Source organism: Christiangramia marina, from assembly GCF_048285865.1.
GTDB lineage: Bacteria > Bacteroidota > Bacteroidia > Flavobacteriales > Flavobacteriaceae > Christiangramia > Christiangramia marina.
In genome coordinates this window covers 826,252-846,635 of sequence record NZ_JBLVTK010000001.1, presented here as the reverse complement: position 1 = coordinate 846,635, position 20,384 = coordinate 826,252, and the positions used below count along the sequence as shown (strand labels likewise).

General features: G+C 39.9%; 20 protein-coding genes and 1 pseudogene. 7 read left to right on the top strand and 14 right to left on the bottom strand.

The annotated features are described in order from the left end of the window. On the top strand, positions 1–779 hold a 779-nt coding region (locus tag ACNKXS_RS03990; protein ID WP_417919731.1), incomplete at its 5' end, for a pyruvate kinase. Between the two features lie 57 nt (positions 780–836). Here the strand turns inward: ACNKXS_RS03990 and ACNKXS_RS03985 are convergent. Together ACNKXS_RS03985 and dinB are read right to left on the bottom strand one after the other, a co-directional pair. Then, the gene (locus ACNKXS_RS03985; protein ID WP_417919730.1) at positions 837–1,337 is read right to left on the bottom strand and encodes a lipocalin-like domain-containing protein; all 501 of its coding nucleotides are present in this window, start codon (positions 1,335–1,337) and stop codon (positions 837–839) included. Continuing rightward, entirely contained in the window at positions 1,337–2,428 is a 1,092-nt protein-coding gene (dinB, locus tag ACNKXS_RS03980; RefSeq protein WP_417919729.1) for a DNA polymerase IV, read from the bottom strand. The genes ACNKXS_RS03985 and dinB overlap by 1 nt, the downstream gene beginning before the upstream one ends. A 45-nt stretch (positions 2,429–2,473) precedes the next feature. On the opposite strand from dinB, the gene ACNKXS_RS03975 reads away from it, so the two are divergent. Genes ACNKXS_RS03975 through ACNKXS_RS03965 form a run of 3 tightly spaced genes read left to right on the top strand, consistent with a single transcriptional unit; the run spans position 2,474 to position 4,112 of the window. Next, on the top strand, positions 2,474–3,145 hold the full coding sequence (locus ACNKXS_RS03975) for an NAD(P)H-binding protein (RefSeq protein WP_417919728.1): 672 nt from the start codon (positions 2,474–2,476) through the stop codon (positions 3,143–3,145). After that, complete coding sequence (locus tag ACNKXS_RS03970) at positions 3,142–3,615, top strand: CYTH domain-containing protein (protein ID WP_417919727.1); 474 nt, start codon at positions 3,142–3,144, stop codon at positions 3,613–3,615. Before ACNKXS_RS03975 ends, ACNKXS_RS03970 begins: the two co-directional genes overlap by 4 nt. Further along, on the top strand, positions 3,612–4,112 hold the full coding sequence (locus ACNKXS_RS03965) for a YciI family protein (protein WP_417919726.1): 501 nt from the start codon (positions 3,612–3,614) through the stop codon (positions 4,110–4,112). The genes ACNKXS_RS03970 and ACNKXS_RS03965 overlap by 4 nt, the downstream gene beginning before the upstream one ends. Here ACNKXS_RS03965 and trxA read toward each other — a convergent pair. From trxA to ACNKXS_RS03925, 8 genes are all read right to left on the bottom strand, one after another. Continuing rightward, a complete protein-coding gene (gene trxA, locus ACNKXS_RS03960; RefSeq protein ID WP_417919725.1) occupies positions 4,105–4,401 on the bottom strand; it encodes a thioredoxin in 297 nt (98 codons plus the stop codon). The two genes, ACNKXS_RS03965 and trxA, sit on opposite strands and share 8 nt — an antisense overlap. Before the next feature lie 52 nt (positions 4,402–4,453). Continuing rightward, the gene (locus tag ACNKXS_RS03955; RefSeq protein WP_417919724.1) at positions 4,454–5,311 is read right to left on the bottom strand and encodes a phosphatase PAP2 family protein; all 858 of its coding nucleotides are present in this window, start codon (positions 5,309–5,311) and stop codon (positions 4,454–4,456) included. Between the two features lie 86 nt (positions 5,312–5,397). Then, positions 5,398–6,795 (bottom strand): efflux transporter outer membrane subunit, encoded by a 1,398-nt coding sequence (locus ACNKXS_RS03950; RefSeq protein WP_417919723.1) that lies wholly within the window; start codon positions 6,793–6,795, stop codon positions 5,398–5,400. Positions 6,796–6,803: 8 nt separating this feature from the next. Further along, a complete protein-coding gene (locus ACNKXS_RS03945) occupies positions 6,804–9,935 on the bottom strand; it encodes an efflux RND transporter permease subunit (protein WP_417919722.1) in 3,132 nt (1,043 codons plus the stop codon). 22 nt (positions 9,936–9,957) lie between these two features. Then, complete coding sequence (locus ACNKXS_RS03940) at positions 9,958–11,085, bottom strand: efflux RND transporter periplasmic adaptor subunit (protein ID WP_417919721.1); 1,128 nt, start codon at positions 11,083–11,085, stop codon at positions 9,958–9,960. Between the two features lie 19 nt (positions 11,086–11,104). Next, entirely contained in the window at positions 11,105–11,587 is a 483-nt protein-coding gene (locus tag ACNKXS_RS03935; RefSeq protein ID WP_417919720.1) for a GbsR/MarR family transcriptional regulator, read from the bottom strand. A gap of 152 nt (positions 11,588–11,739) precedes the next feature. Continuing rightward, the gene (locus ACNKXS_RS03930) at positions 11,740–12,585 is read right to left on the bottom strand and encodes a phospholipase A (RefSeq protein ID WP_417919719.1); all 846 of its coding nucleotides are present in this window, start codon (positions 12,583–12,585) and stop codon (positions 11,740–11,742) included. A 143-nt stretch (positions 12,586–12,728) separates the two neighbouring features. Further along, positions 12,729–13,796, bottom strand: a complete 1,068-nt coding sequence (locus ACNKXS_RS03925; protein ID WP_417919718.1) for an isoaspartyl peptidase/L-asparaginase family protein — start codon at positions 13,794–13,796, stop codon at positions 12,729–12,731. Positions 13,797–13,922: 126 nt separating this feature from the next. Between ACNKXS_RS03925 and ACNKXS_RS03920 the strand changes: the two genes are divergently transcribed. The 3 genes and pseudogenes from ACNKXS_RS03920 to ACNKXS_RS03910 form a co-directional block, all read left to right on the top strand. Further along, complete coding sequence (locus ACNKXS_RS03920) at positions 13,923–14,465, top strand: 3-hydroxyanthranilate 3,4-dioxygenase (RefSeq protein WP_417919717.1); 543 nt, start codon at positions 13,923–13,925, stop codon at positions 14,463–14,465. A gap of 60 nt (positions 14,466–14,525) precedes the next feature. Further along, complete coding sequence (gene amaB / locus ACNKXS_RS03915) at positions 14,526–16,079, top strand: L-piperidine-6-carboxylate dehydrogenase (protein WP_417919716.1); 1,554 nt, start codon at positions 14,526–14,528, stop codon at positions 16,077–16,079. Positions 16,080–16,455: 376 nt separating this feature from the next. After that, positions 16,456–16,560: pseudogene (locus ACNKXS_RS03910) on the top strand (YkvA family protein); the annotation flags it as partial. Between the two features lie 145 nt (positions 16,561–16,705). Here the strand turns inward: ACNKXS_RS03910 and ACNKXS_RS03905 are convergent. The 4 genes from ACNKXS_RS03905 to ACNKXS_RS03890 form a co-directional block, all read right to left on the bottom strand. Further along, a complete protein-coding gene (locus tag ACNKXS_RS03905; protein WP_417919715.1) occupies positions 16,706–17,254 on the bottom strand; it encodes an autotransporter outer membrane beta-barrel domain-containing protein in 549 nt (182 codons plus the stop codon). Between the two features lie 87 nt (positions 17,255–17,341). After that, entirely contained in the window at positions 17,342–18,346 is a 1,005-nt protein-coding gene (locus ACNKXS_RS03900) for an acyl-ACP desaturase (RefSeq protein ID WP_417919714.1), read from the bottom strand. Positions 18,347–18,513: 167 nt separating this feature from the next. After that, positions 18,514–19,239, bottom strand: coding sequence for a metallophosphoesterase family protein (locus ACNKXS_RS03895; RefSeq protein ID WP_417919713.1), 726 nt, complete (start codon positions 19,237–19,239; stop codon positions 18,514–18,516). Between the two features lies 1 nt (position 19,240). Further along, positions 19,241–20,377, bottom strand: coding sequence for an ATP-binding protein (locus ACNKXS_RS03890; protein ID WP_417919712.1), 1,137 nt, complete (start codon positions 20,375–20,377; stop codon positions 19,241–19,243). Positions 20,378–20,384: the final 7 nt, after the last annotated feature.

The window sequence follows — 20,384 nt, the reverse complement described above, 5'->3', positions numbered from 1 at the left end:
CTATCGTTGCTAAGATCGAAAAACCTGAAGGTGTAGAGAATATTGATAAGATCGTTGCTTATTGTGACGGACTCATGGTAGCACGTGGAGATCTGGGTGTGGAAATTCCTGCTCAGGAAGTTCCTTTAATTCAGAAGAAACTGGTACTTACAGCTAAAAAAGCACGGATTCCGGTAATCATCGCAACTCAAATGATGGAAACCATGATTACGAGCCTTACGCCTACCAGAGCAGAAGTGAACGATGTTGCGAATTCGGTAATGGATGGAGCAGATGCTGTGATGCTTTCCGGAGAAACTTCCGTAGGACAGTATCCGGTACAGGTTATTCAGAAAATGGCGCAGATCCTGGAAAGTGTGGAGAATTCTCCGCTTATCAAGGTTCCTCATGAGCCACCGCACGTAAGAACTAAAAGATATATTACTAAAGCTGTTTGTTATCACGCAGCGCACATGGCGAACGAGATCAAGGCTAAAGCGATCTGTACGTTAACTAATAGTGGTTATACGGCATTCCAGATCTCTGCCTGGAGACCAGAAGCTCATATTCTTGTATTTACATCGAACAGAAGGATACTAAACCAATTGAGCCTTTTGTGGGGTGTAAAAGCTTTCTTCTACGATAAGTTCGTGAGTACAGATGAGACTATTGACGATATTAACGATATGGCGAAACAATATAAATTTGTGGAAGTTGGTGACTTTACAATCAACCTTGCCGCAATGCCAATTACCGCTAAGGGTATGGTGAATACGCTAAGAGTTTCTGAAATAGAATAGAACCTTCCAAGTTTAGATATAACGACCGGGTATCTGCAAAAGCAGGTATCCGGTTTTTTAATGGTGAAAGTAGCGGTCACCAATATCAAGATCTTCCCGAACAAGAATATCTTTGATCAATCTACTCGTATTCCCGTATTGATTATGCCTGAATACAACCTCTAGTGTGTCCATAGTTAACTTTAAGATCTTGAAGTCTTTGTATTCCTTAGTGGTACTTAGAAGTTCGGGGATTTGCGGACTCGCAATTCGCAGATAGGGTTCGTTTTTTGACCCTTTCTTAAATTCCCAGGTACCAACGAGACTTGGTCCACAATTCTTATTTTCGCCATTATTGTCTCGAACGCTTTGATCATTTGAAAAATTCTGGCGATACTCCATAAAACAGGGTCCCATGTTCATTCGAACGTTATTATTCATACGCCTGGCGAGCTTCCAGGTTTTGGTTTCTCCACCTGTCAGCAAAGATTCCGCATCCTCTGGCAAGCTGTACACCTGCTCTTCCTGGCAGGAAAGTACGAGAACGATCATCATCAATACTAAAATTGCATTCTTCATTAAAATTTGAATTTTAACTGTACCGATACTTCTTTTTCCGCTTCTTTGCTATCCGGTTTTTCAGTGTTCAAATTGGACAGTGATATTCCAAGCAGTCTAACCGAATTTTTCATTTTCTCCTGATATAATAATTCTTTGGCTATTTCGAGAATGAGTTCTTTACTGGAAATATAGTAGCTAATCGTTTTGCTTCTGGTTTGCTGGGTAAAATCACTGTACTTGATCTTCAAAGTGATTGTTTTCCCGGCAACATCAGATCTCTTGAGTCTTCGTTCTATCTCTTCAGCGATGTTCTGAAGTTTTTCAAGCATAAAAATTTCCGAAGAAATATTCTCATTAAAGGTCCTTTCAGCACCCAGCGATTTACGGGTTCTATGCGGTTTTACTTCACTATGATGAATGCCGCGAACGACTCTGTAAAAATGCCTGCCACTCTTTCCAAAATGTTCACTCAGGTATTCTTCCGTTTTAGACTTCAAATCTTTTCCGCTAAAGATGCCGAGCCGATACATCTTTTCCGCAGTTACTTTTCCAACTCCGTAGAATTTTCTAATGTCCAGCTCTTCCAGGAATTGCAAAACTTCTTCTGGCGGTACGGTTTTCTGTCCGTTTGGTTTATTAATATCACTGGCGACCTTGGCGATAAATTTATTAATTGAAATACCTGCGGAAGCGTTTAAACCAGTTTTTTCCTTGATCTGGTCTCTTATCTTTTTAGCGATAAGCGTCGCACTCATCAGGCCTTTTTTATTCTCGGTAACATCAAGATATGCTTCATCCAGTGATAATGGCTCCACCAGGTCTGTATACTCATAAAAGATCTCCCTGATCTGTGCTGAAATTTCGCGATATCTCTCAAAATTTGATTTAACGAAGATAAGATCAGGACAGTTTCTTTTAGCCATCACACTGCTCATCGCACTGCGTACACCAAATTTTCGGGCTTCATAACTGGCTGCACTTACCACTCCGCGTTGTGAACTTCCCCCTACTGCGACTGGCTTTCCCCGAAGATCAGGGTTGTCCAGTTGCTCGACTGATGCATAGAAGGCATCCATATCTACATGGATAATTTTGCGAAGTTTTTCCACCTTGCAAATTTAAGTAATATCTTAGTCTAATTAATAGCTACAGCAATGGAACAGGCGAAAACAGCAATCATCCTGGGGGCTACCGGTCTAACCGGTGGAATTCTTTTAGATAAATTAATTAAGGATGATCGTTATAGAAAGATCAAGGTTTTTGGAAGAAATCATGTATCTCAAAAAAGTGAAAAGATCGAGGAATATCTCATTGATCTTTTTGAACTTGAAAAGATTCAGGAACTATTCACTGGAGATGAAGTCTTCTGCTGCATAGGAACTACAAAAAGCAAAACTCCAGATAAGGAATTATATCGAAAAATTGATTTTGGAATTCCTGCGACCGCGGCCAAACTAGCTAAAAGGAACAACATTGACACCTTTATGGTCATCTCAGCTCTGGGAGCCGATGAGGATAGTAATATCTTTTATAATAAGGTAAAAGGAGAAATGGAAGGTGCAGTACTGGAACAGAAAATTTCGAATATTTACATACTACAACCATCTTTGATCGCTGGTGACAGAGCAGAGAACAGGTTCATGGAATCCATATTTATTAAATTAATGAAATTGGGCAATCACTTGCTTATTGGCAATCTTAAAAAGTACCGGAGTATAGAACCTCAGGAGATAGCCAATGCCATGCGATACCTGGCGAACCATCCATATAATAGCGGAAGAATCGAATCTGATAAGATCAAGACTTTAAGCAACTCTTCAGAATGATAGAAATTGAAAGAAAGTTCCTGATCACTTCAGAAGCATTTAAGAAAGAAGCGAGTAGTAAAACCTTATTTATTCAGGCTTATCTAAATACGCATCCGGAAAGAACCATCCGCATACGTATCCAGGCTGATAAAGCTTTTATGACCATTAAAGGCAAAAGCTCTGAAAGTGGAGTTTCCCGTTACGAGTGGGAGAAGGAATTGCCAGTTGACGAAGCTAAGGAACTTCTCAAGCTTTGTGAGCCGGGAAAAATTGAAAAGTACCGTTATCTCGTGACTGTAGGACAGCATACATTTGAAGTAGACGAATTTCTGGGAGATAATCAAGGTCTACGTATCGCAGAAGTCGAGTTACATTCAGAGCAAGAATATTTCCTGAAACCTGATTGGCTGGGTGAGGAAGTGACCGGTCAAAATCAATATTACAATTCACAGCTTACTCTTAATCCCTATAAAAACTGGAAAAAATGAAAAATCTTATCTTAATTGCACTTCTGTCCCTCTTTGTTTCCTGTGATCAATCTTCTAAAAAGGCTTCCGAAGAAACTGTGGAGGTGAAAGGGGATACGATCGTAGAAAAGGAAGTTAGTACAAAGTCTATCGAAGAAGATCTCAAAAAGAGAGGTTACCAGACTTTTAGTTATAAAGAAGGTGATACTACCTATCTCATGCAGCAATATTATATGGCTTTTCTGAAATCCGGACCTACAAGAAGCCAGGATTCTACCGAGGCTGCAGAGCTTCAAAAGAAGCATATGGCTCATCTGGAGCGTATGGCCACTGAAGGTTATACCAGTTTAACAGGACCTATGGGAGATGATGGTGACCTTCGTGGAATTGTAGTTTTTAATACTGCCACTCAAGCCGAAGCAGATAGCCTGGCCAATTTAGATCCCATGGTGAAAGCTGGCAGATTAAAGGTTGAAATACATCCATGGTGGGCTGCCAAAGGCGGTAAGCTTAAATAGAGGTGATCTTACTTACAATATCGTGTTTGGGTAATAAGCCTGACTGTCTCCAGAATTGTTTCCCATCCTTGAAGAGTATCATGGTTGGAACCCCTCTAACCTGATATTTCGAGGCTAATTCCTGGTTCTTATCCACATCAATCTTCACGATCTTTACACCTTCCCCAAGATCGTTTTTCACTTCTTTTAGTATAGGAGCAAGGGATTTGCAAGGTCCACACCAGTCGGCATAGAAATCTACCAGTACTGGCGTATTTCCGGAAATAATATCACTAAAATTACTTTTCATGTTTTTCTTTTAAAGTTAAGAAATCTATAGTTCGAATTATTTTAAAAGCAGGTTAAAAAGTACCTACGATCCCTACCCGGCCAAGACCTACCTGCATTTTCCAGCTTATTTTATTGGGATTCTGTACTCCGTAGTTTCGTTCGTTCTTCAGGTATTTATCTATACTGTCCACAACCGCAACGCTAATTGCAAGACTAAGTCCAACATCGGTAAGCCAGTGTGCACCAGACCAAAGCCTGGAAACCGGGGAAACCATTCCAACTCCTAAAAGTCCAGCTTTTACAAAAGGATTATCGAACTGCTTGGATAGTGCATACAATGTTGTAAAGGATAGGATCGTATGCCCAGACGGAAAGGAGTGGTATCTTCCCTCTTTATTGAAAGGATCAAAGCTGCCTTTACCTTCACCAGCCGATGGTCTGGCTCTTCCTACCACCGTTTTAGAGATGGACTGAATGATCCCTGAAGCTGTAGCTGCTGAAATCATTAACACTCCTGTTTGTCTTATCTTTTCATTCTTGGTGAATAGACCAACCAGGTAAACCGCACCAGTTACTCCGTAATTATTTTGCGGACTCCCAAAATACCATCCAAAATCCTTTACAAGTTCGGGAGCATCTTCGCCCTGATCCATAAAGTATTCACTGGTCTCCTCATCGAAAATGTAAAGGGCAGCGGTACCGGCAACTACAGCTCCGGCAGTGATAAAATCATCTTTTTGCCATCTAAATGGAGAAGAATAGGTATTCTTTATTCCGCCAAAAGCACTGGCACCGTCATATTTCAGTAATTCCCAGGTCGTGGGAACACTGTCCTTTTCAATTTCTTTTGTTTCCTGCTGAGACCAGGTAACCGATGAGAGCGTAAGAAACGCCAGGCAGAAAGATAGAGATTGTAATTTTCTAAGCATATTATAATTTTAAAAAAGTGACCTCAAACTCTAAAGCCCGAGGTCACCATCAACCAACAACTAACTATGAAAAAACTAAATTCTAATTATTTCCAGCCGCCGCCTAAGGCCGCGTAAAGATCGACAATTGATTTTAATTGATTGTACTTTGCGTTAGCAAGATCTAAACTGGAATTTAAGGCATTCTGTCTTGCCGTTAAAACCTCAAGGTAATTGGCAAGCCCATTATTCAGTAATTCTTCGGAATAATCTGTCGCAAGATCATAAGCTTTGAATTCTTTCTGTTTTACATCGATCTTTTCTGAAGCAGCCTCGTAAGAATACATGGCATCTGAAACTTCTTTACTCGCCGTTAGAATCGCTCTTCTAAATTCAAGTCTGGCCTGTTCCTGTTCTGCCTGTGATACTTCATATTCAGTTCTAATAGCTCTTCCGTTCAAAATAGGCTGAGCCAAACCGCCAATTACGGTAGCGAAAAGTGAATTAGGATCAAAAAGATCTCCTTTATCTAAAGCCTGTAATCCTCCAGTTGCACTCAAAGTAAGCGAAGGATAGAAATTGCTTTTCGCAACATTGGTCAATTCAAATGCATTCACCAGATTATATTCCGCAGCAATGACATCTGGGCGGTTACGTAAGAGTTGTACCGGAACACCAATATTAAGATCTGTCGTTATCTCCTGCTCGTCCAGGTTGGATCTTTCAATTAACATGGGTGCTTCACCCAGAAGTATAGAAAGTGTATTTTCAAGTAATCTTGCTTCATTTCTAAGGTCTATCAAGATAGCTTTTGCGGTGTATAGCTGCGCTTCAGTTTGCTGCACTCCAACTTCAGTAAGAGTTCCAGCTTCCTTTAGAGCTTTTGTAGTCTCAAGGCTATTCGCCCTGGTTTCTACTGTTCTTTCAGTAATCGCGATCTGCTCGTCCAAAGTCAGCAATTGATAGTAGGTTGAAGCTATATCTGAGATCAACCTGGTTTTCACTGCCTGATGTGCCGCGATACTTTGCAAATACCTGGCATCAAAAGCACGTTTTCTACTTCTAATCTTACCCCAGATGTCTGCTTCCCAGGAAAGATCTGCACTTAATTGATACTGGTCCAGTGAACTAAATAAACTACCAAACTGGCTGTTTTGAGAAAGTTCCTGGTGAGTAAAGGTGGCATTGGCTCCCAGAGTTGGAAGATAACCAGCTTTACCTTGTTTTACGTAAGCTTCCGCAGCATTGATCTGTTGCATTGCTACGCGAATATCAATATTATTTTCAAGGCCTTTAGAAATATAGTCCTGTAAGATCGGATCTGTAAACATCTCCTTCCAGGAGACATTTGCCATATTCAAACTATCCTGGTCTATCTCATCGGTTCTGTAATTCGCTTCTTCAATTACCTCTGGTTGTTCGTAATCTTTAGCAACAAAACACGATTGAAGGCTAAGGAGTACAACTCCCACCAGACCAAATTTCATGTTATATAATACGTTCATCTTCAATCTTATTTAGTTTCAACAGCTTCGGGTTTCTTACCTACTTTTTCCTGCAACCACTGGAAGAGAATAAACAGGATAGGAATTACGAAGACTCCCAGAATAGTTCCAATTAATAATCCTCCGGCAGCACCTGTACCAATAGAACGGTTTCCTTCTGCACCAACTCCTGTAGCTAGTACAAGCGGCAGCAATCCAAGAATAAAGGCAAAAGAGGTCATAAGAATTGGTCTTAGCCTGGATTTCGCTCCATCAATGGCGGCATCTACGATCGATTCTCCCTGTCGTCTTCGCTGCAAAGCAAATTCCACAATTAGAATAGCATTCTTGGCAAGTAGACCTATTAGCATGATCAATGCGATCTGGAAATAGATATTGTTCTGCAATCCTGAAAATTTTGTGGTGATATAAGCACCAAAAACTCCAAGTGGTAAGGAGAACAGCACTGAAAACGGTAATAAATAACTTTCATATTGTGCCGCCAGCAAGAAGTAAACGAACACAATGGATAATAGAAATATCGTGGTCGTTTGGTCTCCGGCGTTTACCTCCTCCCGGGTTAGACCACTGTAAGCAGTCGTATAATTTTCCGGAAGTGTGCTGGCAACTTCTTCAATGGCTGTAATCGCATCTCCTGAACTAAAACCTGGATTGGTTGCACCACTAAGCTTAGTAGAGTTGAACAGGTTGAAACGGGTTACAGATTGTGGCCCATACACTCTTTTAAGATCCACAAACTGCGTTATAGGACTCATTTCTCCGGAAGATGTACGAACGTAAAGCTTATTGAGATCAGATTTTTGTGCACGATCTTCAGGATAAGCCTGCACGTAAACCCGGTATTGTTTTCCGAATTTAGAGAAATCGGCAGCATAAACCCCTCCAATATATCCCTGAAGAGTACTGAATATTTCATTTACCGTAACGCCTTTTTCTTTAGCTAATGGTACATTCAATTCCAGTTCGTATTGAGGATAATTGGTATTGAAAGAACTTTGTGCATATTGAATCTCAGGTCTTTCAGAAAGTTTCCTGATAAATTCCTGGTTGGCTTCATCCAACTCGTTGAAACCTGCCCCAGATCTATCCAGTAAATTCACTTCGAATCCTGATGAATTTCCGAAGCCGGGAATACTGGGAGGTGAGAAGAAAATAATATTTGCTTCCGGGATGGTTGCCGCAACACCGAACAACTTTCCTGTAATACTTTCAACAGATAATTCTTCGCTATCACGCTCTTCCCAGTTATCCAGTTTAATGAATCCAAGTCCATAATTACTTCCTGCACCACTAATTAAACTTCTACCGGCAATTACTGAAACTCCCTGAATACCTTCAATATCTTTTACTTTCTGGTATAGCAGATCATTTACTTCCTGGGTTCTGTCTATGGAAGCACCTGCAGGTAATTCGAGGTTTACGAATATAAGTCCGCGATCTTCATCTGGTACAAAACCTGAAGGAGTTGTAGAAGCAGACCACCAGATTCCACCAATTGCGAGGATAAGGATCAAAGCGGTCACCCATTTGTTCTTGTAGAGAAACTTCAGCGATCTTCCATATCTCTCGATAGTCGCATTAAATCCGCGGTTAAATCCATCATAGAACTTCTTTAGGAAACTTTTCTTACCATTTTTCTTCTCGTCATGAGTCTTCAGAAATAATGCACACAGAGCAGGGCTTAAGGTTAATGCGTTTACTGCAGAAATAAATATTGCTACGATTAAGGTGATTCCAAATTGCTCATAAAATACACCAGTTGGTCCCTTAATGAATGTCACCGGAATAAATACCGCTGCCATAACCAGGGTGATCGAGATGATCGCTCCAGAAATTTCGTTCATGGCTGTGGTTGTAGCCTGTTTGGCACTTTTAGCACCTTCATCCAGTTTTGCGTGGACGGCCTCGACCACCACGATGGCATCATCTACCACAATCCCGATAGCCAACACCAGCGCAAACAAGGTCAATAAGTTGATACTATATCCAAAAAGGTTCAGGAAGAAAAAAGTACCAATAATAGATACCGGAACCGCAATGGCCGGGATCAAGGTCGACCTGAAATCCTGTAGAAATATGAATACAACCAGGAAAACAAGTATAAAAGCTTCAATAAGCGTATGTGTCACCTTGTTGATCGAGGCGTCCAGAAATTCGTTGGTATTGTACGGCACATATATCTCCAGACCTTCAGGAAGATCTTTTTCAACTTCTGCCAGTCGGTCTTCGATTTCCAGGATGATATCACGAGCATTGGAACCTTTGGTCTGGAAAACACCCATGTTTACCGCAGGATATCCCTTAGTCATGGAGCTTCCGCTATAACTTTGAGCATCGAGTTCGATCTCAGCAATATCTTTAAGTCTTAGAAATTCTCCATTTCCAAGAGCCTTGATCACGATATCGCTGTATTGCTCCTCAGTATTGTACCTACCACTGTATTTAATAGTGTAGTTAAAAGCTTTACCGCCATTCTCACCCAGAGAACCGGCAGCAGCTTCCAGACTCTGCTCATTCAAAGCAGCGATCACATCTGTTGGAACAAGGTTGTATGCTGCGAGTTTATCAGGCTGTAGCCAGATTCGCATGGCATAATCCTTACTTCCAAAAACCTGAACGTTCCCAACACCATTTACCCTTTGGATTTCAGGAATGACATTGATCTTTAAGTAATTCTGAATGAAAGTATCGTCAAAATCCTTGTTCTTACTCAAAAGAGAAAAGAACATTAGTGCACTCGTTTGTTGTTTCTGGGTAGTTACCCCGGTTTGTTTAACTTCTGCAGGTAATAGAGGGTTTGCACGGGCCACCCTGTTTTGTACGTTCACCGCAGCAATGTCTGGATCTACCTGTTGATCGAAATAAACTGTGATCTCTGCAGTACCATTATTAGTAGCTGTTGAGGTTAAATAGGTCATTCCCTCCACACCGTTGATCTGTTCTTCAATAGGAATGATCACACTTTCCAGTACCGTTTCTGCATTGGCACCTGGATAAGAAGTGCTCACGGTAATTGTTGGTGGTGCAATGTCAGGATATTGCGTGATAGGAAGGTTGGAAAGACCAAGTACCCCCAGGATCACGATAATGATGGAAATCACCGTAGAGAGTACGGGTCTTTCTATAAATGTCTTTAGCATAACGTTTCTTTTTCCTGAAAATTTATCTGAATACCTTTTCAATAGGCTTAGCCACACTGTCGAAAGCGACTGGTTGAGGCTTTATTTCGGTATCTGGTCGTAATTTGGCCAGGCCTTTTGCAACAATCGTATCTCCCTGCTTCACCCCAGATTTCACAACATATAAATTATCTATTCTTGTAATAATTTCTAATGTTGAACTGGTTACTTTATTGTTGGCTCCAATCTTATAAACAAGAACATTTCCCTGCCTCTCAAAGGTGGATTCCTGCGGAACTATCAAAGCATTTTCATAGGTCTTCGGAATTAAAATTTTACCGCTATTTCCATTGGAAAGAAGTCTTGAAGGATTGTCAAAAACTGCCCTGAAGGATATGGATCCGGTATTTTCATTCACCTGCGAATTGATGGTTTCGATCTTACCTTTTTCAGAATAGGTTGTTCCATTGGCAAGCTTCAGTTCTACTTCCGGCATATTATTGATCTTATCCTGAACTTTTTCCCCTTCATATTCTTTCAGAAAATCAAGATATTCGGTTTCATTCATGGAAAAGTAGGCATAGACTTTACTTATATTACTCACGGTGGTTAATGGTTGAGTACTGGTTGGACTCACCAATGCACCTTCACGAAGTCTTATGGAACCTACATAACCGTCTACCGGACTTTTGATATTGGCGTAACCAATATTTGCAGCAACACTATTGTAGCTACTTTGCGCCTGTTGCAGTTTTGCCTTTGCTGTTTCCAGCTGAACGTTACTAATAATGTTCTTTTCCACTAAAGGTTTTAGCTTATCTACTTCTACCTGGGCAGCATTAACGTTAGCTTTCGCTGCAGCTGCATCCTGGTTAAGAGATTGAGTTTCGAGTTTGAATAGTAACTGACCTTTCTTTACTTCCTGTCCTTCATCTACCAGAACATCTGTAATGTACCCGGAAACCTTCGCACGAACCTCACTATTAATGATCCCTTCGATCTTAACGGGATAAGTGGTATAACCAGTAAGTGTTCTTTGGGGAACCTCTGTTACCGGAAATGGTTTTGCTTGCGGGGCTGCAGCCTGAGCCTGTGATTCTCCTTCATTCCCGCAGCCTGCCAGGACTAATAATAGGACGAATAAACCTGAGATTGATAACGATTTTTTCATTTCTGCTTTTCTTCGATAATTAATTTTCCAGTTCCTGGTTCATTTGTTCGATCGTACGTTCCAGGTTTTCTTTTTGCAATTTTAAATGATCCATATATAAACGGCCTACACCGCCAGATCTCTTGAACTTCTCTTTATTATAGGTTGAATTGAACTCGTGAATTTTATCAACGACCCGAATCTCTTCTTTCGTCCTGTTCATCTCTTCGTTAAGGGTATTCTTGAGATAGGTTCTGCTTGCCCTGAAATAGCGCTTTCTATCCCCGGATTTGGTGAAGTATTCTACTTTTTTGGTTTGTAGCAGTAAATTAAGTTGTGTAGAGACAGAACTTTTACTCGCCTGGGTGATTTCGATGATCTCATCAAATGTATGTCCGTCATTAGGAGACAGGATCATGATGATATAGATCCTTGCCGATAAAGGAGCGAGATTATGTATTTTCTCAAAATGAACCCCGATCTCTTCGATCAGTTTTCGTTTTTCTGGTGAACAACAATCCATGCAATTATTTTAAATGAGCTTGCAAATATACAGTTGGTTCTGAACGCACCGAACTAATCAAACTTAAATGTTCGTTAAAAAATTTTAATGTCTTAAAATGGAGTTCTGGTGAGTCTTAATTGCAGGACGTCATCCGTTAATGTGGGAGCTAGTTATCTTGTTCGTAAAATATTGAGGTCTGTAGATTTAATGACATACCCAATTCTAACCATACTGGTATATTTATCGTAATCGATGAGACTTTCAGCATAACCAGCGAACCATTCCAGCATTAAATACTGGTTTCCGGAATTATTGAATAATTTGTAGTAAACCTTTGTACCTACAGATCCTTTCCAATCTTTCAATCCTTTCCTAACCGTTACCTCGCCAATCAATAGATCTCTGAAAAAGGTCTGTTGTACTTTGACTTCAGCTAAACCAACAAAATCCAAGAGATCAGGATGATTTTCGGTATAAGCAAAAGGAACCCATGCTTTCGCGCTTAGCATAGTGCGTCTTCCCAGTGGAGTATGAAACATTCCTGAAACTCTATTCCAGCTTCTGCTAGCCAGACTGTCCCGTCCATTGGATTCATGTTCGAGCTGCAGTTCTGCCAGGGCAATGATTCTATTGGATTTATCGAATATTGGCGTCCCAACTCCCACAGCAGGATTAAAGTTGATCTCTTCAAAAGGACTGGATTTGTCATAGATATTCCAGAAAGCTTTCTGTGTATAGCTCACGAACAAATAGCTGTTAAGAGGTAGGGTTGCCCGGGAAATTAGCTGCTTAAAACTAATCTGATATTTGATATCAGAATTCATCTTGTTTGCCGATTTGTTCGTGGGGATTCCGCTGATCAGGTAATTATCGTGATAACTACTAAATGAAGGCATGCTTTTGATGGTGTCATTAACTTCCTCACGAGACATTCGTTGCGCGTTGACATTTGAAGAATCGCAAAATATAAGAACGAGAAGGCTTAAAAGGCCGATCTTTTTTGTAAATGACATCATATTAGGACTTTGTAGGGAATCTTTAAGGGTACAAAGGTAGCTCTTAGTTCGCGTTAAATCTAATTTGATGCATATACAGATATATAACTAAATGAAAAAAGCTCCTGATTCCAGGAGCTTTGTAAGTTTCAAAAGGATATATTTTAATCGGTGTTATTCTCTTTGTAGATACCCAATTGTAGATCACCTTTTGCATTCATGCTCGCACGGTACATTCCCTCAGTATTAAATTCCATCGCCACATTTCCTCTATGGTCAATAGCGATGATCCCACCATTACCGCCTAAAGCCGGTTGTTTTTTCTGAATAACTTCACTCGCAGCTTCCTGAAGACTCATGCCCTTATATTCCATCATTGCTGAAATATCATAGGCTACAACTCCGCGAATAAAAAACTCACCCCAGCCGGTACTGGAAATTGCGCAGGTGGCGTTGTTAGCATAAGTTCCAGCTCCAATAATAGGGGAATCCCCGATTCGGTTATATTTTTTGTTAGACATCCCGCCAGTTGAAGTACCAGCTGCAAGATTTCCATTTTTATCCAGCGCAGCACATCCTACAGTTCCAAACTTTTCATCCTTTACGAAAGGGTCGTAAAATGCAGTCTCGTTATCTTCGCGGTTCCTTGCTCTTTCCATTGCTTTAAACCTGTTTTCAGTATAGAAATATGAAGGGTCAACAATTTCGAGTCCTCTTTCTTTAGCGAAATCTTCAGCCCCTTTTCCAGATAATAGTACATGTTCTGAATTTTCCATGACTTCAAAAGCCAGGTTGATTGGGTTTTTGACGTTTGTAACCCCGGCAACCGCTCCGGCATTCAGATTTTTGCCCTCCATGATCGAGGCATCGAGTTCATTGATTCCTTCGTTGGTGAATACTGCGCCTTTTGCCGAATTAAATAGCGGACTGTCTTCCATAATATTGATGGTTCGTTGAACAGCTTCCACAGCAGTTCCTCCATTCGCCAGAATTTCGTGACCGGTTCTTATCGCCTCTTCCATCTTATCCTTGTAGGCCTTTTCCAGACTATCACTCATATTTTCTTTAAGGATCGTACCAGCACCTCCATGGATCACAATCCCAAAATTCTGTGTTGCATCGGTTGTAGTTTTATTTTCTTCTGCTGAAGTAGCAACTTCTAATTTATTTTCTGAATTCTGATCACATGAAAGTAAAGTGACAAAACTGAATAGGAAGAGTAGTTTTTTCATAGGTCGTATTTGTCTGAAAGTTATAAAATTTCAGATAGACTTCTGAAGCAAACTCTTAATTCAATTTTAATAGATGTTCTTCAGAAGCTTTCCGCAGTATTCAGTAATTTTAGAAAAAATCGAAATATGCCTGTAGAAGGACCTTTTAACCTGAATAAGTGGATCGAGCAAAATCGCGAGCACTTAAAACCTCCCGTAGGAAATAAGAATTTATATAGAGAATCTGGCGATTATATTGTCATGATCGTTGCCGGGCCAAACGCTAGGAAAGATTATCATTATAATGAAACAGAAGAATTGTTTTACCAGCTTGAAGGAGAGATCGAGGTCCATATTCAGGACGAAGGTAAAAAGAGAACTATGAAATTAGGTCCTGGCGATATGTATTTGCATCCCGGGAAAGTGCCACATTCACCTGAAAGAAAGGAAGGTTCCATTGGCCTGGTAGTGGAACGCAAAAGACTTAATGAAGCTGGTGAGGACGGTTTGCTTTGGTTTTGTGATAATTGCAATCACAAGTTATATGAGGTTTACTTCCCTTTACACGATATTGAAACAGACTTCCTAAGACATTTTAAACATTTTTATAATAGTGAGGAACTTCGCACTTGCGAAAATTGTGGTGAAGTAATGCCTGCCGATGAACGATTCACAGCTCCGGAGGAATAGCCGTTTATTTTTACTATTTTCGCAATAACTACACAAAATAATCGATAAAAACGCAATTTAATGAGCAAAATCGCTGAAGAATTCGGGATTAAACAAGCCCTGAAAGATTTAGGTTTAAACGACGTAAATAATGGAACATCTACCGGTAAAGACTGGTTTAGTAACGGAGATATCATTGAATCATATTCACCAGTTGATGGTGAACTCATTGGGAAAGTGAAAGCAACCACCAGTGAGGATTATGAAAAGACAGTTTCTACAGCTGCCAAGGGATTCAAGGAATGGAGAACATGGCCAGCACCACAGCGTGGGGAAGTTGTACGACAGTTTAATGATGAACTTAGAAGATTAAAAGAACCATTAGGGAAACTTGTTTCTTATGAAATGGGAAAATCCTACCAGGAAGGTCTTGGTGAAGTTCAGGAAATGATCGATATCTGCGATTTTGCAGTGGGGCTTTCAAGACAATTGCATGGTTTGACCATGCATAGTGAACGCCCTGGGCATCGCATGTACGAACAATACCATCCTCTTGGAGTTGTAGGAATTATTTCAGCTTTTAATTTTCCGGTAGCAGTTTGGTCATGGAATACGGCTCTGGCCTGGGTTTGTGGCGATGCCTGTATCTGGAAAGGTTCAGAAAAAACTCCGCTTACATCTGTGGCCTGTCAAAACATTGCAGCTAAAGTTTTTGCTGAAAATAATGTGCCTGAAGGTATTTCCTGTTTGATCACCGGAGACTACAAAGTTGGCGAAATGATGACCAAAGATGAGCGTGTGCCATTAATTTCGGCTACAGGTTCAACCAGAATGGGAAAAATTGTAGCTAAGGAAGTAGCTGGAAGATTAGGAAAAACATTGCTGGAACTTGGTGGAAACAATGCGATTATTGTAACACCAGATGCAGATATTAAAAATACGGTGATTGGAGCTGTTTTTGGAGCAGTTGGAACATGTGGGCAGCGTTGTACTTCCACCAGAAGATTGATCATTCACGAAGATATTTATGATAAAGTGAAGGATGCTATCGTGAGCGCTTACAAGCAGATCAGGATAGGAAACCCACTTGATGAGAATAACCATGTTGGACCGCTTATCGACAAGGATGCTGTTAAAAATTACCAGCATGCTTTGAAGAAAGTAGTAGAAGAAGGAGGAACTATTTTAGTTGAAGGTGGTGTCCTTGAAGGTGAGGGTTACGAAAGCGGTTGTTATGTGAAACCTGCAATTGCCGAAGCTAAGAATGATTTTGAGATCGTACAGCATGAAACCTTTGCACCGGTATTATATATTATGAAATATTCCGGGGATGTAAGCGATGCGCTGGAATTACAAAATGGAGTAAGACAGGGGCTTTCCTCTGCGATCATGACAAACAATTTGAGAGAAGCTGAACGTTTTCTTTCTACGGAAGGATCAGATTGTGGAATTGCTAATGTGAATATTGGAACCTCGGGTGCTGAAATTGGTGGAGCATTCGGAGGAGAAAAAGACACCGGTGGTGGTCGCGAATCAGGTTCTGATGCATGGAAAGTATACATGCGAAGACAAACGAATACGATCAATTACACGACTGAACTTCCACTGGCTCAGGGAATCAAGTTTGATTTGTAATCATTATAAACTTATTGAAAACCCGCTTTCTAAGGATAGCGGGTTTTTTTATGCTATGCTTGACCGTAAATCGTTAAATCATACTTAAATACGCGGCCCAATTTTGAATCAGGCTGAGATAATCTTTATTTTCGAGGATTAGAAACCAAAAGAAGTTATGAGCGAATTTTCAAAAGAACAGGCTGAAAAGGAACACCAGAAAAGAACGGAAGACTTTTCTAAGGAAGATGTAGGGAAGGTGATCGATGAGGAGGAAAAAATTCTCAATAAGTTCGAAACTAAAGGAAAATTGAAGCGTTATCTGGATGATGCGATGATCCTTTTTTCCCTGGTTAAAGATTATGCCAAAGGGGATTACAGGGATATTCCATTTAATATCATAGCAGCGGCCGGTGCGGCACTTTTATATGTATTGTCTCCAATAGACCTTATTCCGGATTTTATACCGGTACTTGGCTATCTGGATGATGCAGCAGTAATCGCTTTCTGTCTGAATTTAATGGAGAAAGATCTGGCAACTTATAAGGTTTGGAAACAAAACTTTAAGCAACTTAGCTAAGTCAAAAACCTAGAATTAAAAAAAGCCGATTCGCGAGAATCGGCTTTTTTTATCTTGAAATTTAATATTAGAATCTATAGCCAATATTTAAACCTGCATTGAATTCGATAGCAGAGAACCTGTCTTTCACTTCATCACTAAAATTTCTTCCTATATTAACGAAAGGTCCTATTACGAAAGTATCATTGAAATTCCATTTGTATCCTGCACCAAGTCCAATGATAAAGGAATTCATATCTGTTAATAGATCAGCATCAAATTCTGCATTTGGAGCAGCTTCGCTAAATTCGCCACTTCTGTACTTCAGGAATGGATTTACATATAAACCTGATGCAGCGTATTCTTCTCCAAAATAGTAGTTATAACCAACTTTAAAACTATTGGTTTCAAATTTTCTGGAACCACTTTCAGAATGATAGTTGATACGATCATTGATCAGGATCATTCCTTCGATAGATTGATGATCATCCAGGAATCTTTCATATCCAAACTCAACAGATGCGATCGCAATGGTATTAGCGATATTCAATTTAATCTCGTTATTTTTTTCTGTGCTCTGTGCCTGTGCAAAATTGGTAGCGACCAGGCAAGTAAGGGCAAAAATTAATTTTTTCATATGGTTCTTTTAGTGCTTTGTAGCATTTGTAGATTTAAAAAACCCTGCAAGTGAACTGCAGGGTTTATATTTTTTATGGAATTTCAATTATAGCATTCCATTGTTGGAAACCCATTTAAATGTATGAGGATCCTGTGGTACTGCAATTCTACCAGCGATTCTTGTCATCCTTTCTGGCAGGGCCATCAGGTAATCACGAGCTTTCTCTGCATCGTCATTAAGACCACGCATTTTATCAATTTCCCAATAATCGTTTAACTTCTTCAGAATGTCGATATAATCCATAGTAGTATATACTCCTAATCTTTGGGCAGCATTAGAAAAGTTTTCGAAAGCTTCAGCAATTCCCTGTCCAGATTCTCTAATAAATTGAGCAGGCATTACGATCTTCTTTTTCATCATATCTACATAAGCCAGCATCATTTCACTTGGATCATGTTCGAAAATGGTCTTTACAAATTCTCTGTAAGCCATGTAATGTCTCATTTCATCTCCAGCAATGATGTTACACATTTTAGCCAGCATCTTATTTCCCTTTTGCTTCGCCAGTTGTCCTACACGTTTGTGAGAAATGTTGGTAGCCAGCTCCTGGAAGCTGGTGTAAACGAAGTTTCTATATGGGTCTCTCCCGGTTCCAATATCGAAACCATCACTAATTAGGTGCTGAGTCGTTTTTTCGATCTCTTTCATATCTACTCTACCAGAGAGGTAAAGGTATTTATTCAACGTATCACCATGTCTATTTTCTTCTCCAGTCCAGTGTCTTACCCATTTAGCCCATGAATTGGATTTTCCTTTACTGGCATCATGTTGTTTTACACCTTCCATATCCATTAACCAGGATTCGTATGTAGGCAAAGCTTCTTCAGTAACCATATCGGCTACTAAAACCACCCAGAAGTCATACCCCAGTTCTTTAGCTTCTTCACGAATCTGGTGTACACCTTCAAAACCATCTTCAGTTTGAAGATTTGGTAGAAGGTCTGTAGGTTGCCAGATGTCTTCCACCGGGATGAGGTATTTGTCGATGAAACCCTGTACAGATTTCTCCACCGTATTCATTACTTCTAAACGTATATTATCCATTGCCATGCTGTAGTTCTTTGTAGATTTTCGAGTGCTAATTAAAGCCTGTTTGTTCAATAAATTACAATAAACGTGCAAATATTTTTTAAAACTTCAAAATTTGCGAATTATAACCTCAAAAACTTGAACTTCAAAGATATGAATAAGGATAGAGAAGCTATCGTAAATGAATGCTAATTTCTGCCCTGTTCATCAGGATATAGCGTATGAACCGGGTCACTTTGCACGATTTCTTTGGTAATAACATCAATTGCTGTAATTGGACCCTTAAAAGCTGCTCCAGTATCTACATTCCAGATATTTGCTTTATTCACAGGTGTTGTTTTACCAATTCTGGTCACCGGGGTATGTCCAATGAATATTTCATCAAAATGAGCAAGTCTTTTAGGATAGAACATATCACCGGGTTTGATCGAAGGATCCATAGCTAATGCCATTTCCCATAAAGTCCGGTCCCAGTAAAAACCTTTGTCTGAATACTCATAATCTGGACCATGTAAGTTTGTAAAGCCGGCATGAACAAATAACCGATTATCATGTCGGTAGTAATTCAGCGTATCCTTAAAGAATTGAATATGATCCTCGATCTGTTCATGAGTAAAAGTGCGATAGGCATCGATGCTCGACTGGCCACCATGTTCCAGCCATTTTTCGTTCATTTCTCCACCTTCAAGCCACTTTTGTGCAAGGTCATCATGATTTCCACGTATAAAAATACAGCTGTTCTGCCGGGCAAGTTTGATGAGGTAAGTAACCGTATTTGCAGAATCGCTCCAGCCATCTACATAATCACCCAGAAAAATCAGGGTATCCTCAGGTTTAAGGTCGATTCGTTCCAATACCTGAATTAGCGCTTTCTTTCCTCCATGTAGATCTCCAATAGCGAATGTTCTTGCCATCTTAATTATATTTTACTTTTCTTAAAATTCTCATACTGTCTTTGTAGGACTGGTAATATTCAGCTCCAAAATTCTTAAGATAAGGTCGGGCCTCTTCAAGTTTATCCAATGCATCTGAAAAATTGTTCAAATAGCAAAGTAAATAGGTAGACGGTAAATTCCGCAGATCCTTAAGATCTTCAGCATTAAGATCAATACCGTTCCTCAATTTATCAACAATACTGCGATTGGTGTTATAAATATGATATAACGTCTTTTTATCGAATTTCGGAGCTTCAAAAATAACATTACTTTCAATTTCATAGCTTCCATTATTACCGAAACTGATGGTAACTTCCTCTAAGGGATAGTACTTAAACTGATCATGTAACCCCAGATGTACGTATTCCAGGATCTTAAAACTGTCTTCATTCTGAATAATACTTACCTCGTCAAGAGCAGAATAGAATAGTTTCACCTGCTCGTTAATCAACTCGATATCTACCCGGGAATAATAGGATTGCTTCTTGATCTTTTTCTCCCTTCCCGCCCAGCAAACCACAAAATATTCCTTGAAAACCTTGTAACTAGGACTATAATCCTTTCTTTTCCGCATAAAATCGAATACGCCGTCTAAAGTGTATTCTATATTATTGTGTGAATGATTTTCGATAGATGCTACCTGAGCTGAGTTTACATCCTGAATTTCTATATCAAAAACCTTAGGCATGGAGATACTTCCATCCCGCATAAAAATCGACCCTCCGTAATATTTCCAGATATTTTTTCTGAAGGAACAGATCTTAGCATGATTGGGCCTGATGGTGACGAGTCCAATCACCAAGTGATCTGGTAAATGTGGAAAAGGAATATTCTCATAAGATATTCGCGGAGGATTGCTGAGGTAAGCGTTGATCAAATTCTGAATTTTACTATCATCAAAAAAATCAATGCCAACTATTTTGCTATCCTCATCTTCAACTCCAATCACGATATAAGAATTGTTTTCCGGATTGGAATTGGAAAGCGCGCAGATATGTTTCAGGAATTTCGCTTTTCCTTCCCGTTCACCAATGTTCAATTGTCGCTTCTTATCGTAAAAGCTATTCTCATCATTATGAGCCAGCAGATTTTTAATAAGAAGTCTTTTATTGATCATGATGCAG